Genomic DNA, 22,147 nt, shown 5'->3' on the forward strand with positions numbered 1-22,147 from the left:
TTGGGTTATTTTTTTCCATGTAGTAGTAAAGTCAAAAATCTATTTGTCTATAGCGGAATTACTGTGGCATGCCTTTTTTTGCATAAATTAGTGATGTTTAAATTAATATCTAATTGATCCTGGCTAGTTAATCTCTTGAAAATCTCTTTGCTAATAATTGCAGTAATGTTTGCAATATCACTTACTTTCACAATAACTGGAATGGTTTCATTTGATTTGACAGTACAGGAAAGCAAGGAATTGTTGGGTTCAAGAAATGAAGGATTTGCATTTAATTTAATTCAAAATTTAGACAGACACATAGAAAACAGGTTAATTGATTTTCAGGAATTAACAAAGACTGAATTAATTCGAACCACACTGACTGAATCAAATAAAGAATTTGAAAGAATTGAAAATATCAAAGCATATTTGCAACTAAAGGAGCAAGAGATAGAGTTTACCGAAAGTAATCCTTTCATTGGAGGCATTTCAGATGTTGCACTGACAAGAGATCTCTTGGAAACTATTGAATTCTATCGAGATGAATATGGTTATGAAGTAGTAGAAGAACTATTTGTTACAAATGCATATGGGGCAAATGTTGCACTGGCAACTGGGACATCAGACTATTCTCAAAGTGATGAAGAATGGTGGCAGCAAACAAAAGAGACAGGAAAATATGTTGGGAAAATTAAATTTGATGAAAACTATCAAAACTATTCCATAGAATTTGCATACAGTATATTTGATGATGATGAGAATTTCATTGGAATTTTAAAACTTTTAGTGACACTTGATGTATTGCTAAATGATTTTGTTCAAGAAACTGATCTTCTGACCATTTCTGGCAGGGATGTTTTGCTATTAGATAATGACGGTACACAAATTTTTGCAAATCAAGAAATCTCATTGAATAACTCTCCTGTGTTCTTTTTCCCAACCCTGCAAAAGGGAAATGATGTTGGATTTTTTGAATTAGATGACGAGATAGATGACTTTCGTTTGATCTCTTATGCACAATCAACTGGGTATAGAACTTTTGAGGGATTTGGATGGTTTGTTGTAATTGAGCAAAACAGCTCATCAATTGTTAATGAATTTGTAGGCTTGCGCAATTCCATAATTGGCGTATCAATTTTAGGCATGATTGCATCAATTATTGGCGGATTTTTGATATCAAGCAATGTCTCCTCTCCGCTAAAGCAACTGGCAATTATTGCTGATTCGATTTCAAAAGGTGATTTTAAAATTAAAACCAAACCTTCCAAAATTGATGAAATCAACACCATTGGAAAATCATTTGATGATATGGCAAAAAATTTGCAAAAATTAATTAGAACAGAAAAAGAGTTGGCCGAAGCAAATGTCAAATTAAAAAATGAGAGACTGGCAGCAATTGGAGAAGTGTCAGCAAGTATGGCTCATAACATAAAAAACCCGTTGGCAACTGTTAAAAGTTCAGCTGAAATTTTACAAAAAAACTCAAAACATGATGGTGAATTAAATGGTGTCATTGAACGAATGAATCGCTCCATTGATACTATATCGCATCAAATTAACGATGTGCTAAACTATGTACGAGTGACTCCATTAGATGTAAAATTAATCTCAATCACTGAATTGATACAATCTGCAAAAAATTCTATTGAGATTCCTGATAATGTTTCATTTGTAATTCCTCAATCTGAAATTAAAATAAATGCCGATGTTGAAAAATTAGAGATTGTTTTTATTAATATATTCTTAAATGCAATTCAGGCATTAGGAAAAGATCATGGCAGTATATCCTGTACTATCGAGCAAAAAAATTCAACTGCAATTATTAAAATTCAAAATTCTGGACCTGATATTCCTGAAGATGTCTTGTCTCATATTTTTCAGCCTCTTGTGACCTCAAAGCAAAAGGGAACTGGTTTGGGTCTATCCACATGTAAAAATATCATTGAGCAACATAAGGGTACTATTACTGCTCAAAACAATCCCACCTGCTTTATCATTACACTACCCTTATCGTTGAATTAATCTATGAATGATTTTTCCGAAAGTTTTATCATGCTGATTTTTTAGTTTGATGTGTGTCACAGAAAAAAACCATACTGCTTGTAGATGATGATATTGATCTATTGGAAAATACGTCTTACATGGTAAAGAGTATGGGCTATGATGTCGTCACGGCCGAAGATGGCCTGGATGCAGTATCAAAATACAAAGAAATCTCACCAAATCTGACAATTATGGACATAAAGATGCCTAAAATGGATGGTTTTGATGCATTTTTTAAAATAAAACAATTTGATCCAGATGCAAACGTTGTATTAATCACTGCCTTTTCTATGGATGAAAAAAAACACTTGAAGGCAAAAAGCATGTTTCTACTTGGAACAATCCACAAACCCTACTCATTTGAGCAACTCGAAGAGATTGTTCTCAAGTATGCATAATTAATAGAATCTCTATTTTTAGCACTATACTTTTTCTAATTTTTTTAATCTGCTAAATCTCGTGTTGTAGAACTTGATGGCTTCATTGACAAACCCGTAATACCATTTTGCTATGTTTTTATCTTCTTGAATAATTTTCTTCCATTGCTTTATTTCCAATGATGAATGCTTTGATGATGTTCTAAATCTTGCAGGTACAAGCAAATTAGTGTAAAACCAAAATGATATTTGGTTTGCCAAATCTTCTTCATCTATCTGCTCGAAATTATTTTGATATTTTACATTCAAGTATGTCATTAATTCATAAACAGGAAAATTTGAAATCTTTGCTATCTGGATGTTATCCATGAATAACCCTGCAGCCAAATTCTTTAGTCTATAAACCTCGTTTCCTATGTTTGATTTTAGATATTCCCATTTGCCAAAAACCATTGGAAGAATATCTGAATATTTTTCAGCAATTTTATCAATTTGCTTATCTGTCAAATCTAAAACATCTAAACAATATAAAATTCCGTGTAGAGATAATCTGTATTGATCTGCAGGTGCCTTGACATGGCTCTTTCCATCTTTTACTACTAAACCTGATTCTAATAATCCGATTGTGTGTTTCCCTCTTGCCATTCTTCCTAGAAGAAGTCTTCTGTATTCTTTTTCCTTTGTTCTGATTCCACTTGAATCATCCAGATGTGTTTTTGCAATTCCCCATGTGGTAAGAGTGCCATTTAGTCCAAGTATTTCTAACATTCTTTGTACATTTTCGTGATGCTTTGTGCCCTGCTTTTTTCTAAAAGAGTAAGCTCCAAACAATCTTTGGGCCGTAGGTCTAGTGTACATTTTGTATGCGTGAAGATTACCGTAGACTGTTCCCTGTTCATTAGAAGGCATGCCACAAGTTGTTGGGCATAGTCAAATAATAACTATTCTCAAATCATTTAACATGCAAAGTCTAACTTTGAAACAAGGGCAATCTGAGCCTAAAACAAGTCTGGTAGAAACACCAGTAAAAGAAAGAGAAAAAATTCGACCTGAAATATTGTCTCTGCAAAACACGTCTGCAATGGATGTAATGGGATTATCATGGATATTTGTTGAGGATGATTACAGTTGATCCGAGAACTGATTTCTGCCATTTCAAAAAATATGAAAAAAGATAATTCGATTAAATTTGATTCAGAAATACTGGAATCATTCAAGTGAAAAAAATGAAGAATAACTTCCTGATGCATTTTTTAATTTTTACTGGATCATATGATTCAAAATTCTGTAATGACTCATACCCAATGTTTATCAGTAAACCTGACAAAATATCGACATGATACAACATAAGAAAATTTTTTCAATATTTCTTTCTATTTTAATCCTAAGCGGTAGTATTTCCCTTGCTAGTTTTTCTAATGTTGAAGCACAAACATCCTATCTTTATGTCTCAGCTTCAAATCCTTTATCTCAAAACCGTGTTGCTGGTCCACAAGTAATAGAAGTTGTAGTACGTGATCAAAATATTTCTGATACTGGTAAAGGACTGGGAGAACCTGATGTTACAATTAATGGAAAAGATTTGCGAATGACTCAGGCTACAGATGGAAATTGGTATGGTTATTTTTCTGATAGGCGACAAGCTCAGATTGCAGATAGCACAGTTGGTCTTACTGGAAAAGGACTTGACTTTGGAACCTTCTGTTCTAGAAATACTTCTGTCCTTGGAGTTTCTGTATCGGATACTGAAGGCATTGCAATTCCTGTAAGTGGTTCAGGCATTGGAGGTGAAAACGGCATTAACCCTCCTAATCAAATCACACAAGATTGTTCTTTGTCTTCACCCTACACAAAAAATTCGATGAATGTTGTAAGACAAGCAAAGGCAATGAATCCTGGAAACAGCATTGTCAAACTTGGACAAATTGGATTGACCTCTCAAGATCTGTGGCCATTTATTCAACTCTATGATTTTTCAAAAGGAGGAAACATAGAAATTCAATACAATAGGGGCGGTGGACCACAAAAGACTACTCTAACTTTTGACACTTCTGAAAAACTAGTCAAACATGAATTAGACAGGTCAACTTATCCAAGATCATCTGATGTTAATCTAAAAATAACAGATCTAACGCTTAACATTGATCCTACTGATGAAGATTCATGGTCATTTGGAACTTCATCAAGTCCATCTACATACTATTTACTTTATGAAGAATCCGGAAAAGTAGATTCTGATGGAACATCCGGCGCTGTTGATTTGGTGCCTTATCTCAGCTCTATGATGTTCAAAGACAATGGAATTCTAAAAATTAATCCTAGTACTCAGGGACAAGCAAATGTCATTACCATAAGAGACAATGATAATTCTGCAACAAACGGTGATGGTGAAATTGACATCTCCCTTATCTCAACATCAGCTGGCTCAATTGGGGCTGGCAAACAACCAGTAACAATAACTGAAACATCTCCCAATAGTGGAATTTTTACTACCTATGATCCAAACAATGATTCTGTCCTGATCACAACTCAAAATGCACAAAGAGGAACATCTGCAACAATTGAATACAACAAAAAACCTGTAACTCTGCTAATTGGATTTGGCAAGGGTGTCATATCACTTGATGAAACATTGAAAGGAACTGAATGGAATTCTGGTGAAGAGATGCCCGTAATTTTGATTGATTCTGATTCAAACAAAAATAATCTTGAAAAAGAGGATCTGGATTTGTTTAATCCTTTCTACAAGGCAATCCCTGCTCTGAGTACCGGTGATCCATTTACTTTGGGTGAAAGCGGCGTTGGCGATACAACAAAAATAAAATCTTCTTTTCTCTCAGGGTTTACTCTTACTCCCGTGTCTAACAAGTTTACTTTGTCCTCCTCAACTTTGGGAACAACTACGACCACATCAGTTGAAAAATTCAGTGACAGAGCACGAATTGATCCGACTACAACAACCAATGCAAATGCACTGGTAATAGATCTTAAAACTCCAATCAAGGAACTTTATGGTTCAATTAACAATCCATTTGATCCTGCAAAAAAATTCAAAGGATTAAACATGTTTAACTATGATATTCGTTCTTTGAACAATACAATACAGAATGTCGATGTTTATCTGTTAGTTAATGAATTGTCTTCTGACATTCTTGATTCTTCTGGAAATCCTGTAAATAATTTATCTGCAATAAAGATTGTATCTGATACTCGACTTCAAAATTTAATTAATCTAAATTCTACACAACAAGTTTCTAATCCTCAAACCCTTCATTCAAATTTATTTTCTCAATCTTACACTGGAAATGAGCCAATTGGATTGATGTTTACTTTTACTCCAATTCAAAACATTGGTATGGAAACTAGGCCTATAGTTGCTGATTTCTTTTCATATGGAATTCTAAATGATGGTCTTACAAAACAACAACGAATTGCAAATCAAATTGTACGTGTCGAAATGGAGGAATTGACAAAGGACTCTGGAAAGTTTAGGGGAAGTCTGGAATATATCATGCTAAACCAATTGAATATCTTTAATCCTGCAACATATGAAAAAATCAATCCAATTGATGACGAACCCATCTTTCTTGTAATTGATGAATTAAAAGGAAATGATGCTCCAAGAATTAATTTTAATGACTTGGGTTCTGATGGGGTACTAACTGCAATCTCAGACCAACAAGACGTACTTTCACATATGGGTATTGTAATTTTGTCAATAAAGTCATTCAAGCCTGGTGATACAGTTGGTGTGACGTTGCTTGACAAGGATCTAAATGTGGATTCAGACCTTGTTGATATCTATACCGTAGTTGATCCATCAAAATTTCCCAATGATGTGGCATCTGATACAGTCGGACTGCCAAATTTGGGAATGATGAAAAATGAGCCTTTTGGACAGCTATTGGAAATAACATTTGATGATGAACGTTGGTTAAAATCTACAGTCCCTTCTAATGGTAAATCATGCTCTGCAATTTCTGGAAGTGACGGGTTAGCTTCAACTGGATTTACTCTAGTTGAAACTGGACGGAAAACTGGGGAATTTGTCGGATCATTTAAGATTCCCTCTCAGTACTGCTCAAGAAATGATGGTGGTATAGTAAAATCTACAACAGGGGTGGACATTGGTGCAAGATACTATGATTTTCGAGGAACATCTAGTCAAGCTGCAGTAACCAGTGCTAGTGCAACTGTTGGTGCAACAAGTGGTTTGGTAAAACTGGATAGAAGTAGCTATCCAGTACCTGTGGGCTCTATTTCAGACTTTTTTGATACGGGAAAATCTTCCTCAACAAGACCTGATGGGCATTCTATCTTTCCTTTCCATCTAACTGCAATTACTAAAAATGGTGATACAAAGGCAATTGATTCTGGAGAAGAACTAGGACCCCAAGACACAATTCTTTATGTTCAAATTCATGATGCAGACTATAATCTCTCACCAAATGGGGAAGATACAATTTCACAAAACATTGTTGGGTCAAACGGACCAGTAAAAGTTTTGGTTACTCGCGGAACATCTAGCTTGCTTTTGGCTACAGCTGGCGGTGAAGAAGCAAAACAAGGAGTCATCACAACTGGAAAGAATACAAAAAGCGGAATTACTAGAGAACTAGGTCCAATTTTGGAGACTGCTCCAAGCTCTGGAATATTTCAGTTTAAACTCCCTCTGCGATACAGTGATGGACCGTCATCGACAAAATGTCCTCCTACAACCACATTCACAAAATTGGATAATACTAAAACTGGCGTTCTGTCACGATTTGATGCATCTCCCTCTACTGGGAATTACTGTATTTTGAAAGGCGATGTGATTACAGTAGAATACTCTGATCAAACCGATGCATCTGGTTCTCCAAGAACAGTAACTGGTTCTGCGGCATTTGATCTAAGGATAGGCTCTCTACAGTCCGATAAATCTTCATACATTATTGGACGTGATGTGATACTGACTTTGATTGATCCTGATCTTAATTTTGACTCTAAAAAGGCTGAAACACATTCACTTGATGTTTTAGAATGGGACTCCGATGATGCTAGGGTGACAATGGGTAATCTTGGAGGTGCAATTACTAAAAATGGAAAAATTTTCGATTCACAGCCATTTGGTCTTCGTGAAACAGGCGACTCTACGGGAATATTCCAAACCATTCTTAAAATTCCATCTGAAATTAATAACAAACCCGTAGATAGAGATGAAACAATTGAGATTACGTATACTGATTGGGGCACTTCTGGCTCTGACTTTGTAGGTAAGACAGACCAGAAGGTAGAACTCAAATTCTATACTTCTAATTTACAATCCTTGATTACACTAGATAAGAAAGTATACTCTTGGACAGAAAAAGTCTACATTACAATTGTTGCACCTGATCATAATTTTGATGAATACAAAATTGATCCAATAGGTCAAAATGAAAAAAATGAAATCAAGATATCTACTAGATCAAACAAGCTTTCACAATACAAACTTGTAGAGACTGGTACTGATACTGGAATATTTACAGGCGAAGTCATACTTACAGGATTCAAGCATGATGCTGATGGTAATCCTAGAACTGGCGATATAGACGGCATTGATACAATGCCTAGAACAGAACCTAAAAGTAAAGGGGGGCCGACAAATGGATTTTTAGAATCTAAACATGATGATGGGCTAACTGTGTCATTCAAATTCAATGACCGAGAAACAACAACCTCCTCAGCTCTGATTAGATGGAATATTGGTGCTGTAGAATGGATTCAGGGTGTAACCTCATCTAATGGTATTGGTGTGATTAGGGTTATTGATCCAGACATGAATCTAAATCCTGAAACAGTAAATACATTTACAATTGATGTGTGGTCTGATTCCGATCTTGGTGGGATAGATCTTACAGTAATTGAAACAGGGCCTGCAACTGGTATATTTGAAGGACAAGTCATATTGACCAGTAAGGACCAATCTTCTGGAAATAAACTTCGAGTATCTGATGGGGATACCATTACAGCAAAGTATGAGGACCATACGTTGCCAAAACCATATTCTACTGCAGATGAGCTAAAGATTTCAGCAACTGCATATGTGGGTCCAATCATTCCTCCTTTAGAGCGTATTCCAATATCCAATCCTAGAACTGTTGATTCTTTTGGAAATGTGCTAAATGATGTTTATGTTGATCAACAAGTCCAAATCACTGCAAATCTATTAAACAAAAATATTGCAAACCAACCTTTTACCTATCTGGTTCAAATTAATAACTCTACAAACTCTGTGGAATCCCTATCATGGATCACTGGAACTTTGTTAGAGGGTCAATCATTTTCCCCCTCTGTATCTTGGATTCCTGACAGTTCTGGAAAATACACTGCAACAATTTTTGTTTGGCAAACTCTTAGCAATCCTGTAGCTTTGAGTCCTCCAATCAAACTGGATATGATGGTAATTGAAAATTAAATAATTACATATAAGTTTTATTTGTATTGATAAATTTACAATTAATCTGAGATTTTAAACTGTTGTAATTTTAATGTCATCGAACAACTCTTCAGCTCTTTTGATAATTTTTTTGTCATCTGCATTAGGATCTGCAGATATTAGTACCAAATTATCTCCAATTGGAACACTGATGATTAGTTGTTTTGTTCTTCTTGATGCAATATAGTCAATTGGTCCTAATACATCATCTAGCTCTTTTCTCATCTTAAAGTCTAACTGCATCTGCATGTATGTCATTGAAATTTTTTCTTCTTCTATGAGAGGTGTTTTTCCTTTTTTGAATCCGCCCGCAACTAATCTTCCTAATTCATTTATCACTCCTACATGCCTTACGTTCTCATCTTTTGATAATTCATCACAGGCGTTATCTAATTTTGTGATATCCTCAGGTGATAATAATGCCATATTGATGTGGATTTGCTACTCTAATTTTAGGATTATTCATCATCATCTCCGTTGAAAAGTTTTCTCCTTTTCTTACGAACCATTGCACCCTACTCTTTTTTGAGTAACAAATTTTTGCCAGAGTTCCTTCATAACTATCTTAAAATTCTGAATATATTGATGTGGAAATGGAATTTCTGCTATGTGTTTGTTTGTTCTGGTTTTCTATTAAGGGAGTGAATTTTTGATTTTATTTTGATAATTCTAATCTAGCTGCACTCCTCTAAGAATTAGTCATGTGGTTGACTTCATAAGCATATATAATCAAGTAATTTTACTACTGTGTGGGTCTTTCCAATTCTGTTCTGTTAGGATTAAAAATTTTTCAGCCAAATTCAATCACTGGTAAGACGCTGGAATTTTTTGAATTTTTAAAATATGAGACAAAACCATTTCGAACTGATTCATCTCTATCAAAAGAGATTTTGTATGGGACAATTCCTAAAAGTAGCAAAATAAAACAAACCAAAACAGCAAAGACTCAAACAAAAAAACAATTTGAAGAATTTCTAAAGAATCTTGATAAAACACTTATGATTAAAAATTCTGATGAAGATCTTTCAGAAATTAAATGGGATGAAATTGATGATTTTTGTAGTTTACTTCGTTTGATTGAACGAAGTGATGAAAGAAAAGTTCGGTGGGCACTGTATAATCAATTTGTATCTGGAAATACTAAAATCACAATTGATACCTTGTCTAAATTACTAAAAGAATTTAAAATTAATAATTTGGAAAAGGTTCTAAATAAAATACTAAAATCTGAAACATTATCTGGCTTGGATGCAGAATTTGATGGAACTGCATTTACAATTAAACATCAACTTGGAGACAAACTTGTGTCTCATTATTTAGCTGATGCTATTGAAGAACCCTCTAGAAGATCTCCTGGTGAATTAGAAAAAGAAATTCTTGCATTGATTGATGAAGGCTCTTACTCTAACCAGGAAATTTCTCAAGCTTTAATGATTGATGAAGGACTTGTATCAAGAACAATTTCAAAACTACGTGATCAGGATAAAATTGTCTTATCTAGTTTTGGTCAACGTGGAATAAGATACTTTACCACAAATTGTGACAACTGCCCATTTGGAACAACAAAATCATCATGTAGAAAAGAAGCATTATCTTTTATCATTTCTGCCTTCATGAAAGATTATGATGTAGATCTTACTACAAAAGATTTTGATTCTGTAGAATCCAATCAGGCTCTTCTGAAAATTAAGCGAATTATCATGATGGCAAGAAAAGAAAAGAACACAAAACTAGAGCGCAATTTAAGCGAGAATCTTGATGACGTTCTTTCAAAAGTAGTTGACAAATTTATTGACATTGAATATCCTGATAAAAAATACCCAAATCTACCTGAAATCAATCTCAAAGTACCATCAAATATAGCAAATCTTCCCATATTGTATCAATTAGGGTTAAGAAAAGGTGCCCAGGGCGGAATTAGGTTAATGGATGAGATGCTTCACCTAGTATCAAAATCAATCAGCAAAGAAGACCGTGTAAAAATAAAAAAACATTCCTTGGTTGAGGCTAACAAGTTTCTACAGTATCTGGGACTGGACCGTAGAGATTCTAATTGATTAAATTCTAAACATGTGCAATTCGTAACTGGTTTTTATAGTTGAATAACAAAGAAGTCTTGTGAAATTAACAGGTTTATTCGTATTATTTCTAGTTGCCATACTATTTTCAAGTCCTTTAGTGTCTCAATCTTTTGCTGATGTCATTCCTCCAAAACAACAGATGAAACTCGATTACACTGCAGAACAAATTATCTGCGCTGAAGGCCTAGTCAAGATAACAAAAGCATCTTCTGGAAATGTGTCTTGTGTAAAACCTGAATCTGCTGAGAAATTATCTCAAATGGGATGGGCTAAAAAACTCACCGACCAAAATCTTGAAGAAATTAAAACAAAAAAAGTTACTAAAGGACAGGCTGCTGGAACAATAAATAAACTGTTTACTGTGAAACAATTATCTCCTTCTAAAACATCTGCTACTTCAACTAGCATTTCAGGATATGCATTTATTTTTGATGCATGTGCTAATGATAAAGTAATTCGTACACCTGAAATTTATGTGACATCTGATAGTGAGACTAAACAAGTAAAACTTGGAAGTATGATTAATGCAAACTCTTGCTATACTTCATCTGTTCTAATAAAAGCTGCAAATCCTGAATCTATAACTGCAAAATTATTGAATAAAGGTGGAATATCTGAAAAAATTTCTTCTCTAGAAACTAAAGTTGCTGATTTAAAATCTCAAATAAAAACTCTAAAACAAACTCTTCCAAAAACAGAAGAAAACCCAAATCCTGAAACAATTAACAACATTATCTCACTTAAAAAAGAACTCAATGATGTTCAAGATCAACTAAGAAGATATTTGGTAGCCTTGTATGTTCCTCCAAATGTCAAAGTATCAAAAATTGATTTTCCTAAATCCATAACTGGACAACCTCTTACTGGAATGACGACTAATCTCATATCTGTATCTGAATCTGTTGTAGTGCCAGTTTCCAGCAATCCTGATTTAAAAAGATTTAACGTCGTCTTTGAAGCGTGTTCGGGTATGGAACCTATACGTGTGCCAGTAATTACAGTAGACTCTGATTCTGATTCAGTTGATGTGAAACTTATTGATAGAATTATCCCTGAATCATGTCAAGTTGGCATTGGTAAAATTAATGCAGTAGATTCAGATACAATAATTGTCAGTATTAGTGAAAATTCAAGTATTTCAACACAAATTTCTTCCCTTGAAAAACACGTTGATGAACTACAACTTCAACTAGGTGAAAAAAGAAAAAGCTTAGGAGTATTAGTCTCAAAACAACTTGATTCAACTGGTGAAGAAGCAGCAGCACAATTAGCTTTGGATATAAGTGATTTGCGAAAAGAACTGTTGGAGACTAGAACCAAACTCTATGGTGTGATGTTGGGTCTTTAATTATTATCAAAATAAAGAGGTCATAAAAAATAAACCAACACCAATTAGAATATACTGATCTCTAATCAAATTGGTGGGTAGAAAATGAGAGAAAAGATTGGAATTATTGTTAATCGACTTGTTTATGGTTTTACGTTTGCCTTTTTGTATCAGATTGTAATTGGAATAGCTACATCGCTTCTTTCATTACCTTTGACTGGAAATATTCAAGATCTTATTTCTGGAGTCGAGCAGATTGATTCTCAACAGGGCCCGTGGCTTGTTGCATGGTGGATAATTTCTACAATCATCATTACTGTTATGGCATTAATGATTATTCGATACAAAAAATACCTGTCTCCATACAAAGGAGAAAAAAATATTGAAGTCCCTCCTAGAATTACAATAGTTACAGCAATTATTATTGGTGCTTTAATCTCATTCTTATTTTTCTTACTTGATTCTGTTATTGGATTATTTGCTAAAGCAGGAACTGCAACTGATGTTGAGGCAATTTATCAGGCAGCAATTGTTGGAGATTTTACTCCATTAGGAATAAGTATTATTTTTTCAATAATTGCAGGATTCATTATTGTTGGAGTTGCAGGTAAGACATCAAAAGTAAAAGAGATTACAAAAGATATTGGACTGCAAGATATTACCAAAATTTCAAAAATACTAAACAAAACAGCAACTCAAAAAGTATCTTTGGTTGACACCATTGGTCAAAGTCCTGGTGCACTCATTCATGTTGGCCAACAAAGAGTAGAAAATACTCGAATTGACATGATAGAATATGATAATCAAGAAATTATTGAAAAAAGTGATGTAAAAATTGAAGAGTGTTTAGAGTCCAAGGACAAACCAAACGTTTCATGGATTAATGTTATTGGCATACATGATCCAAAAATTATCGAAGCTTTTGGAAATAGTTTTGAAATTCATCCTCTTCATCAAGCTAACATTATGAATACAGAATTGAGACCTTCAATTGAAGTTTCAGATAAATATATCATGGTAATGCTAAAGATGCCTCATTATATTTCTGAAACAGGAAAACTTGAATTGGAACAAATCTCAATAATTATAGCAAAAGATCATGTGGTGACTTTTCAAGAAATCGAGGCTGATTTTTTTGATCAAATAAGAAAGCGAATTCGAAATAAAACAGGCACAATTAGGAATCAAAAGAGTGACTATCTAGCATATGCAATTATTGATGCCATAATTGATAGTTATTTCCTAGTTATAGAAAAAATAGGCGACATTACAGAAGAATTGGAAGAAGAATTAATGAAAAACCCTACTGCTGAAACCATGCAAACAATTCAAACATTAAAGCGCAGAATGATATCTCTGAGAAAATCCATCTGGCCTGCACGTGAAATTGTTGATTTTCTAGGACGTGATTCCACTATACTCATTTCAGATAACACTCGAACTTATTTGCGAGATGTATATAATCATGTAATTCAAGTAATTGATACTATCGAGGGACTACGAGATGTAATTGGGGGTATGTTAGATACCTATCTGTCAAGTGTTAGTAATCGAATGAATGAGGTGATGAAGACACTTACTATTATTGCAGCTATTTTTATTCCAATAACATTCATCGCTGGAATCTATGGAACTAATTTTATCTATGTTCCAGAATTACAATGGGAGTACAGTTATTTTGCAATGTTGACTGCTATGGCTATAATTACTGGAATAATGATAGCGTGGTTTAAACGAAAGAAATGGCTCTAAGTCATAAAACATCTAAAATAATTTCGTGATGACCTTTTGTATTTTATCATAGATTCTTTTATTATTTTATTCATTTGCCTCAATTCTAATGGAACTGTTTAAAACTACATAATCTAAACAATGGATGTCTCACGTGACTAACAAAACAATTCAGAGAGTATATGAAATTTTAGAGGGTACTACTAATGATAAAATTACAAAGAGTTTCCAAATTTTTATTATTACTTTAATTGCTGTTAACGTGCTAGTTGTAATTGTTGAAACTGAAGAATCTGTTTTAGATGAATATGGTTATCTGTTTACACCCTTTGAAGTTTTTTCTGTAATAGTTTTTACTGTTGAATATGTTGGAAGAATTCTTGTTTACAAATTAAATCCAAAATATAATAATTCTAAATTTGGGTTAGCTCGGTTGCTTGTTTCACCTATGATGCTAGTTGATTTAGCTGCAATATTGCCATTCTTCTTACCATTCGTTGTTACTGATACTAGATTCATTAGAATAATTCGACTTTTGAGACTATTTCGATTATTCAAACTATCGAGATATTCTGAACCAATGCAAACTCTTGGAATAGTATTTAAATCAAAAGCAGGTGATTTGGCAGTAGCCTTCTTTATTCTCTTTATTGTGTTGATTTTTGCATCTAGTTTGATGTATCATGCAGAGCATGAGGCACAGCCTGAGGTCTTCTCTAGCATACCTGCATCTATGTGGTGGGGAATAGTCACTCTTACAACAATTGGTTATGGCGATGTATATCCTGTCACAGTACCTGGTAAATTAATTGCTGCAGGTGTAGCTGTTATTGGGATTGCAGTTTATGCAATTCCTACTGGAATCATGGCCTCTGCATTTACAGAAGAATTAAGGCATAAAAGAGAGCAAAAAAACAATACATGTCCTCACTGTGGAAAAGACATCTCAGAAAAATAAAATATAATCAATACTAAAATTTTATTAAAAAAATTTAGAGTTACATCTCTACAAAAATATAATCTTTTTTTTGATTGGGGAGTAACTATTTCTTATTTTCTTCCTTGTTTGAACTATTCTCTTTCTCTATCTTCTTTTCAATCTCATCTGTCTCTTTCTCTATCTTCTTTTCAATCTCATCTGTCTCTTCAACTATTTTCTTCTCAAGATTCTCTTGCTTTGCTTCAATTTTTTCTACATGGACTTTGATTTTTTCATCAATCTGATCTTCGATTTGATCTTCTAGTTTTTCTTCTGCAACAGGTAGTAATTTTCTTTTCACCAAAAACAAGACTCGTAAAATAGCTTCTACAATTATTGCGTATATTACAAATCCTACGATATTACCTAAAAATGGAATAAAACCATATGCTCTATCAATAATGTCATCAGGTGTAAAGAAAATGTTGCTTGTAAGGAAAATACCTAATAGTGCAAATGGGATTAATTTTGCAAAGTCTTTTGCAAGATCTTCTTTGTAATATGCTGAAATTCTGACGGTTACTACAAGTGATATTACAATGAGAAAAACATGCTCTTTCGGAATATCTGGTGCCATGAAGAACAAAAATGTGGAATAGACGATAAACCAAACTAAAACTACCAATGGAAAAACTATGATGTATTTGAAAACGTATGCAATAATTGATGTTGCTTTTTTCCCATCAGTCTGATATTTTTTCAGACCTAATGGAATCATTTCTCGTCTAGCAATAAATCTGTAAAAATTCCAAATAAAAATTCCATAAACTACCATCCCAATCGAATACGCAATTAATTCTGTAAAGGATACTTCTATTCCAAATTGACTAGTAATATTTTCAATATCTGTAAAAGGAGCGATTAGATCATCATCAATGGGTATCCCACCAATTGTGACAAATGTTATTGGAAACTCTGCAATATTTCCATCAAAGTCTCCATGGACTATAGGGATGAACGGGATAAAAAATAGAAGAAATAGTATATGGATTGTTTTCAAAATATTCACATTAATCAGATACTCAAACTCTAAAAACTTTGTTAATGAAATTAAATTTTGTAAGGTACATCAAGTTTTGATATTTTTAATTACTTAAGATATTGATACAAATTGATTTAATTCAGTTCTAGGTCATATCCATCACCTTTATTATAATCATGAAATAATCTGGATTTAATGACTAAAACAATACTCTTAGCAATTTTCACAGTTGCTGTTTTACTTACAGGTACAATTGCAACCCCAATGGGATTGATTGAATCAGCTGAAGCCCTAAAAAGCAAAGGAAATTCAGCCAGTGCAATTAATTCAAAGAAGGTTTGTGGTGATAGACTCTGTTCTGAACCTGCTCCAGAAGTAAAAACTGAGGCAAAAAAGAAAGAAGAGGTAAAATCTGAAAAGAAATCAGAATCTGCTGAAAAAGCTAAAGAAGTACCAAAGAAAGACGCAAAGGCTGAAACAATGGAGAAATCTAAAGAAACAGCTTCACTCAAAGTTCCAAAAACCGTTACAGGTGTAATCACATCAGTCCAAGATCCAGGTCAAGGACATGAAGGACATCAACTTGCAATAATTCTACCTCCCAGTGAAAACACATATCGTGGACATCTAACCTACACTGCAACTGAAAACGTTCAGCTTGTAGCATTACATGGTCCACTCAAAGCTGGAATGGCAAAGGGACAACCAACATGGACAATGGATGGAAAAACAATGTTCGGCTTGACCTTTATTGATAAAGAAACTTCTTCAGGTGTTTGGCAGTTTACAGGAAATGCAGTTGCACTTCATACAAAAAACTCTGAACCATTCACTGTGACATATTCTGTTACATACACTGAAAATCCAGTAAGTGAAAAAGTAATTAGAGGAACAATAACATCACAGCAGGATCCTGGTATTGGACATGAAACACACCAACTTGCAATAATATTGGGACCAAGTAGTGGCAAAACATATTCTGGACATCTAACATATGATGCATCAGAGCCTGTGCAAATTGTAACCTTGATTGGACCGATGAGTAAAGGCGACCTGACTACAATGCCCTATTGGACTCCAGATGGTGAAACATACTATGGACTAGTATTAGTACCATCAAACGCAGCTGGTTCTACAGTGTTTTCAGGAAATGCTTTGGCACTTCATACCATGAATGAAACCCCATTCACTGTAAGCTACTCTCTAGTACTTACAAAATAATTTTTTTATTTTTTTAATTCATAATTTCAAGAATTACCAGATTTGGGCATATAATCAATTCATATCTCATTTAAATAAAATGAAAATAAGGGTATGTGATGAATAATAAATTATTTTTTACAGTCTTTTTCACTGTTTCTATATTATTACTTGGTGCAATGGCAATACCATTGAATATGGTCCAATCAGCTGAAGCATTAAAGGGACAAGGAGTCCCAACTTCACAATATGGTTCTGCAACTAAAGGAATTGTATGTGGAGATAAACTATGTTCTGAAGTTAAAGAAGAAACAAAGAAGAAAGAAGTAAAGAAAGAAGTAAAGAAAGAAGTAAAGAAAGAACAAGTTAAAACCGAAAAAAAAGATTCTGAAAAACAGAAACTTGCAGACAAAGCAATGTCTGAACAATCAAGATATGAAGAATTATCGTTACCTCCAAGAACAATAAAGACTGGAACAATCACATCTACACAAGATCCTGGCATTGGACATGAAAATCATCAACTGGCTATAATTCTTCCACCCTCTGAGAAAGTATATCGTGGAATGTTGACATATTCTGCATCTGAGGATGTTCAATTAGTTGTGCTTCATGGACCGCTAAAGCCTGGAGAAGATAAGGGACAAGCAATTTGGACTCCTGATGGAGAAACAAAATATGCTTTAACCTTTGTTCCAGTAAATAATATGGCAGGAACGTGGCACTTTACAGGAAATGCTTTAGCAGCACACACAATGAATGAAGATCCATTCTCAATATCTTACACCCTGGCATATAGGGAGCGAACTCTTTCTGATACGGTAAAAAGTGAAACAATCACATCTACACAAGATCCTGGTTTGGGACATGAAAATCATCAACTTGCAATTATTTTACCTCCACGTATTCCAGCATACTTTGGAACTGTGGGATTTTCTGCATCTGAAAATGTACAACTCATTGCACTACATGGTCCATTACAACCTGGAGTGAAAACTAGTGGACAAGCTACATGGTCTCCTGACGGGAAGACTGTTTATGCATTAAGCTTTATTGATAGAGATACTTCAATGGGAACTTGGCAAGTTACTGCAAATGCGATAGCTCTTCATACCATGAATGAAACCCCATTCACTGTAAGTTACTCTGTGGCAACAGGGCAATAATTCTTGAATTATGTTTATTTAACTTTGAATCTTAACAAATATGATGAATAAACTATTTCTTGTAATCCCTTTACTGTTAGTCTTAACTCTCGGTGTATCTTTTACTTATGCCGAATCTATTATTCCTGGATGGATAAAAAATACAGCTCTTTGGTATGGTCAGGATAAAATATCTGAGAAAGAATATTTGGAATCACTTAGATATTTAATTAATAACAAAATTTTATTTTTAGATGAGGCAGAAAAAAACACAGTACTTGATCCTACTATTACTTCAAATGAAGTTAGTGTGACAAAACCTAGGATTAACCAATGCTCCACATTATATCAATCATACAAAAATATCGGTAAAGCTCAATTCATTGCAAAATACGAACATGTGAATTATATTAACATCTGTGTAAAACTCTACCAAGATCCTATCTGGAATTATCAGGGTGGTGACAGGTTAGAACAATTAAATGCAAAATTTATTGAATTCGAGCAGAAAGCAAAAGAATCAAAACCAAAATTATCCTATGAGCCAAGCGTAAAGATTCTGTCCACGACAAAGATAGGTGAGGGAAAGTATGATGTAAAATTCAATGTGTGTGCAGGCGATAAAAAAATAGACAAAGCCAAAGTCCTAGTCAAATCTGCCATTGAATCAATACAAGTAGGTACAAACAAAGACATTCCTGAAAATGTGTGTAGGACGTATGTGACACAGCTTCATGCAAACAATGTTGCTAATATCCAAATTACGATTCTAGAACAAGTTTTAGAATAACTATAAGAAATAACAAAAAAAGATTCTATTACAGATGAAGTTTATTATTGTTAACAAATTTCTTGACTTGAATGTAAATTCCCAACTTTTTACTATGTTCCATGAATGAAGTTTATAAAAAGTAGTTATTTCGATAAATAAACATTGATTTGCTTTAATCAATTTTGTAAAGCCAAAATTTTGATAATTTCTTACCAACTATTTTGAATTAATTGCAATATTGTTCTCTTCAGGGTTGACTTAATCTAAAATGAAATCAATTCTATATTATTTTATTAACAATATTTGCATAATCAACACAAATGCTAGATTATCAAGAACCAACAGAGGATAAAAAAATCTATGATCCTGCCATTCATTGCAATTATTGTGGAGGTAAATTAGAACAATCTTCAGACTATTGTTCAGATCTTTGTAAAGAAAAAGATTCAGTTTGGCATAGCTAGGAAAATTTGTGGACGAATTGGAATTTTCAAACTATGATGAAAGTCAAGGGGGCTTGGAACAGCGTTTTGAAAAACTATATCCTGAATATGACTATTCCGTAAAAGCCTCTTCTAAAGAAAAGGATCAAAGAAAAAAGAAAAAAATGAAAATTATGGATTAAAATGATCAAACATGAATGTGAAATTTTTACCCATACTTTTCAAAAAAATCATTTTTCAAAAATCCATTTCTAAACGTATTTTTTCAAATCAATAACATTAAGGAAACAAATTAGAAATGCCAATTCAATCCCGACACAGTCCTATCAAAATTAGGAACATGACTCTTGAGGATATTAAAAAAGTCGTTCAATTACAAAAGGCAGCGTTTCCTTATATGGCAGCAGAAGGAGTCTACTGGAAACCAGAACAGCTAAAAGCACACTTGCAGATATTTCCTCAGGGTCAATTTGTAGCAGAATATAATGAAAAAATTATTGGCTCTTGTAGCAGTTTGATAATTTCTCTGGAACCCGAGTATAAAGAACATTCCTGGAAAGAAGCTTGTGGTGATAGTTTTTTCAAAAATCATAATCCTAAAGGAGATACATTGTATGGTGCAGATGTTTCATCTCATCCCGATCATAGAAGGTTGGGTGTTGCAACAAAACTGTATACTGCAAGGCAAGAATTAGCAATTAAACTAAATTTACGTCGAATTATTGCAGGTGGTAGATTGTTTAATTATTGTGAGTATTCAAAAGAATTCTCCCCAATTGATTATGTTGTCAAGGTAAAACGTCGTGAAATTAAAGAACCTGTTTTGTCATTTCAGCTAAGAAACCATTTCAAATTTGTCAAAATACTACCTAATTATATGAAGGATCCAAGATCACTCAACTATGCAACTTTTATTGAATGGAAAAATCCACACTTTAAAGAAAAATCATGATAATTGATTGCCATGTTCATGTAAACCAGTATGAACTTACTCAAAATGTTCCACTACTGGAAGACAGATTGGAAATGCTTCAATCTGAAATGACAAACAACAATGTTGATTATGCAATAATTTTATCATCATACAAAAATAACCCTCAAAGACCATCAACCGAACAAATTATTGATTCAATTAAAAAATATGATAACCTAGGTGTTGCAGCTGGATTTACAATCGAAAATCATACTGATGATGATTTGAAAAATTACAGTCAATTGATTAAAGATGGAAAAATTAAAGCCATGAAAATTTATTCTGGATATGAGCACTATTACCCTTATGATGAAAGATATCAAAAAGTCTATGACACTTGTATCGAATTTGATATTCCAGTAATGTTTCATACTGGCGATACATATTCTGAAAAAGGAAAATTGAGATATGCACGACCTCTTAATTTAGATGATGTGGCCGTTGATAACCCTGAGTTAAAGATTGTAATGTGTCATTTAGGCAATCCTTGGATTCAGGATGCTCAAGAAGTACTTTACAAAAATAAAAATGTCTATGCCGATGTTTCTGGATTAGTTGTAGGCTCTTTTGATCACTTTTTTGAAAAAATGATAAAGGAAAAAGTTGCAGAATTGATAAACTATGCAGGTGAGCCTAGATACCTTTTGTATGGGACTGACTGGCCAATCAGCTCTATGGACTCATATCTGAATTTTGTGGCTAAGCTAAACATCAAAAAACCGTTTCGGGATAATTTTATGTATAAAAATTCTAAAGAATTATTTAAAATTTCATAAATAAATAATTGAAATTAATTTTTAAGATATGTTCCCCGGTTTGGTTTAATTGTGGAGACATTAATTGATTTAATTTAGTTTTTAGTCAAATAGTGATTTGTTTAAAAGATAGTTGAACACAAATTGGTATTAGATAAAAAATGAGATGTTCAAACTGTGGAAATCAAGCGAGCTGGAGAGATCCTGATTGTAACAAATGTGATAAACCACTACATCAAAAAAACTGTAAAGGAAAATCATCTGATTGCAAATGTCATGAAATAAATGAACAGTTGTGGTCTCAGAAAAAAGCCTCTACTACTCAATAATCTCTAACATCATAAGGCAATCAAATCATTTTATTTCTTTTATTGTATTTTTAAAAAAAGGAAAAGATGGAAAAAAGATTCCACGTTAAAGTCCTTTTCTAGTTTTAATTAATCTGGAAAAGGATTGATGTTTGATTATCGTTTTCTTCCTTTGGTTTTTGTAGCGGTTTTCCTTTTTGGAGCGGCTCTGCGTTTAGGAGCAGCTTTTCTTTTTGGTGCTGCTTTTTTAGCTACAGTTTTTCTCTTTGGTGCACTACGTTTTTTTGGTGCAACAGTAGCTTTCTTCTTAGCTGCTACTGTTCGCTTTCTTTTTGAAGCTGTTTTTGCTGAAGCTTCTGCTTTTAACTTTGCATTTCTTTTTCTAGTTCTTGCAGCTTTAACTGCAGCTGCACTTCTTTGTGCTTTAGTTTGTGCCATTATGAATTTTTTTGAGATTTACTATGTCTTATACTAGAGCAGTGAAATATTTTTAGGCAAAAATACCTATTTTTATAATTGTTAAATTGTTAGAGATCTATTTTTAAGATTTTTTCAATTTACATGATCGTTAAAAATTAGGTTTATAGGT

At 33.5% G+C, this 22,147-nt stretch carries 19 protein-coding genes; 15 read left to right on the top strand and 4 right to left on the bottom strand.

Annotation, left to right across the window (positions count from 1 at the left end):
* Nucleotides 1–147 precede the first annotated feature (147 nt).
* Together NADRNF5_RS05250 and NADRNF5_RS05255 are read left to right on the top strand one after the other, a co-directional pair.
* Nucleotides 148–2,004 (top strand): sensor histidine kinase, encoded by a 1,857-nt coding sequence (locus tag NADRNF5_RS05250; protein WP_237089363.1) that lies wholly within the window; start codon nt 148–150, stop codon nt 2,002–2,004.
* A 53-nt stretch (nt 2,005–2,057) separates the two neighbouring features.
* Nucleotides 2,058–2,423, top strand: coding sequence for a response regulator (locus tag NADRNF5_RS05255; protein WP_048116091.1), 366 nt, complete (start codon nt 2,058–2,060; stop codon nt 2,421–2,423).
* A gap of 24 nt (nt 2,424–2,447) precedes the next feature.
* Here the strand turns inward: NADRNF5_RS05255 and NADRNF5_RS05260 are convergent, their stop codons facing one another.
* Entirely contained in the window at nt 2,448–3,311 is an 864-nt protein-coding gene (locus tag NADRNF5_RS05260; protein WP_048116092.1) for a hypothetical protein, read from the bottom strand.
* Here NADRNF5_RS05260 and NADRNF5_RS05265 point away from each other — a divergent pair.
* Together NADRNF5_RS05265 and NADRNF5_RS05270 are read left to right on the top strand one after the other, a co-directional pair.
* Nucleotides 3,310–3,534 (top strand): hypothetical protein, encoded by a 225-nt coding sequence (locus NADRNF5_RS05265; protein ID WP_048116093.1) that lies wholly within the window; start codon nt 3,310–3,312, stop codon nt 3,532–3,534. The genes NADRNF5_RS05260 and NADRNF5_RS05265 overlap by 2 nt on opposite strands.
* A 204-nt stretch (nt 3,535–3,738) precedes the next feature.
* Entirely contained in the window at nt 3,739–8,841 is a 5,103-nt protein-coding gene (locus NADRNF5_RS05270; RefSeq protein ID WP_048116094.1) for a hypothetical protein, read from the top strand.
* A gap of 54 nt (nt 8,842–8,895) precedes the next feature.
* Here the strand turns inward: NADRNF5_RS05270 and NADRNF5_RS05275 are convergent, their stop codons facing one another.
* A complete protein-coding gene (locus NADRNF5_RS05275) occupies nt 8,896–9,288 on the bottom strand; it encodes a DUF6659 family protein (protein WP_048116095.1) in 393 nt (130 codons plus the stop codon).
* Between the two features lie 323 nt (nt 9,289–9,611).
* Between NADRNF5_RS05275 and NADRNF5_RS05280 the strand changes: the two genes are divergently transcribed.
* The 4 genes from NADRNF5_RS05280 to NADRNF5_RS05295 all read left to right on the top strand — a co-directional run bounded on the left by NADRNF5_RS05280 (nt 9,612) and on the right by NADRNF5_RS05295 (nt 14,959).
* Nucleotides 9,612–10,919: a helix-turn-helix domain-containing protein gene (locus NADRNF5_RS05280; RefSeq protein ID WP_192828290.1), complete on the top strand. Its 1,308-nt coding sequence runs from the start codon at nt 9,612–9,614 to the stop codon at nt 10,917–10,919.
* A gap of 61 nt (nt 10,920–10,980) precedes the next feature.
* Entirely contained in the window at nt 10,981–12,291 is a 1,311-nt protein-coding gene (locus tag NADRNF5_RS05285) for a hypothetical protein (RefSeq protein WP_048116096.1), read from the top strand.
* An 84-nt stretch (nt 12,292–12,375) separates the two neighbouring features.
* Nucleotides 12,376–14,022, top strand: coding sequence for a magnesium/cobalt transporter CorA (gene corA, locus NADRNF5_RS05290; RefSeq protein WP_048116097.1), 1,647 nt, complete (start codon nt 12,376–12,378; stop codon nt 14,020–14,022).
* Nucleotides 14,023–14,146: 124 nt separating this feature from the next.
* Nucleotides 14,147–14,959 (top strand): ion transporter, encoded by an 813-nt coding sequence (locus NADRNF5_RS05295; RefSeq protein WP_425338992.1) that lies wholly within the window; start codon nt 14,147–14,149, stop codon nt 14,957–14,959.
* An 85-nt stretch (nt 14,960–15,044) separates the two neighbouring features.
* Here NADRNF5_RS05295 and NADRNF5_RS10700 read toward each other — a convergent pair whose 3' ends face one another.
* Nucleotides 15,045–15,980, bottom strand: coding sequence for a hypothetical protein (locus NADRNF5_RS10700; RefSeq protein WP_052661885.1), 936 nt, complete (start codon nt 15,978–15,980; stop codon nt 15,045–15,047).
* Between the two features lie 177 nt (nt 15,981–16,157).
* Here NADRNF5_RS10700 and NADRNF5_RS05305 point away from each other — a divergent pair, with 177 nt between their 5' ends.
* From NADRNF5_RS05305 to NADRNF5_RS05325, 7 genes are all read left to right on the top strand, one after another.
* A complete protein-coding gene (locus tag NADRNF5_RS05305; protein ID WP_048116098.1) occupies nt 16,158–17,183 on the top strand; it encodes a hypothetical protein in 1,026 nt (341 codons plus the stop codon).
* Nucleotides 17,184–17,281: 98 nt separating this feature from the next.
* Entirely contained in the window at nt 17,282–18,328 is a 1,047-nt protein-coding gene (locus NADRNF5_RS05310; RefSeq protein ID WP_048116099.1) for a hypothetical protein, read from the top strand.
* Between the two features lie 43 nt (nt 18,329–18,371).
* Nucleotides 18,372–19,097, top strand: a complete 726-nt coding sequence (locus NADRNF5_RS05315; protein ID WP_052661886.1) for a hypothetical protein — start codon at nt 18,372–18,374, stop codon at nt 19,095–19,097.
* A gap of 302 nt (nt 19,098–19,399) precedes the next feature.
* Nucleotides 19,400–19,543 carry a hypothetical protein gene (locus NADRNF5_RS11130; protein WP_160289389.1) on the top strand — a complete coding sequence of 48 codons (144 nt, stop codon included), beginning with the start codon at nt 19,400–19,402 and terminating at the stop codon, nt 19,541–19,543.
* A gap of 8 nt (nt 19,544–19,551) precedes the next feature.
* Nucleotides 19,552–19,704, top strand: coding sequence for a hypothetical protein (locus tag NADRNF5_RS11135; RefSeq protein WP_160289390.1), 153 nt, complete (start codon nt 19,552–19,554; stop codon nt 19,702–19,704).
* Between the two features lie 116 nt (nt 19,705–19,820).
* Nucleotides 19,821–20,474, top strand: a complete 654-nt coding sequence (locus tag NADRNF5_RS05320; protein ID WP_237089199.1) for a GNAT family N-acetyltransferase — start codon at nt 19,821–19,823, stop codon at nt 20,472–20,474.
* Nucleotides 20,471–21,271, top strand: a complete 801-nt coding sequence (locus tag NADRNF5_RS05325) for an amidohydrolase family protein (RefSeq protein WP_048116102.1) — start codon at nt 20,471–20,473, stop codon at nt 21,269–21,271. Before NADRNF5_RS05320 ends, NADRNF5_RS05325 begins: the two co-directional genes overlap by 4 nt.
* 443 nt (nt 21,272–21,714) lie before the next feature.
* Here the strand turns inward: NADRNF5_RS05325 and NADRNF5_RS05330 are convergent, their stop codons facing one another.
* Nucleotides 21,715–21,996 (bottom strand): hypothetical protein, encoded by a 282-nt coding sequence (locus NADRNF5_RS05330; RefSeq protein ID WP_048116103.1) that lies wholly within the window; start codon nt 21,994–21,996, stop codon nt 21,715–21,717.
* Between the last annotated feature and the right edge of the window lie 151 nt (nt 21,997–22,147).

Source organism: Nitrosopumilus adriaticus (assembly GCF_000956175.1).
GTDB classification, from domain to species: Archaea; Thermoproteota; Nitrososphaeria; order Nitrososphaerales; family Nitrosopumilaceae; genus Nitrosopumilus; species Nitrosopumilus adriaticus.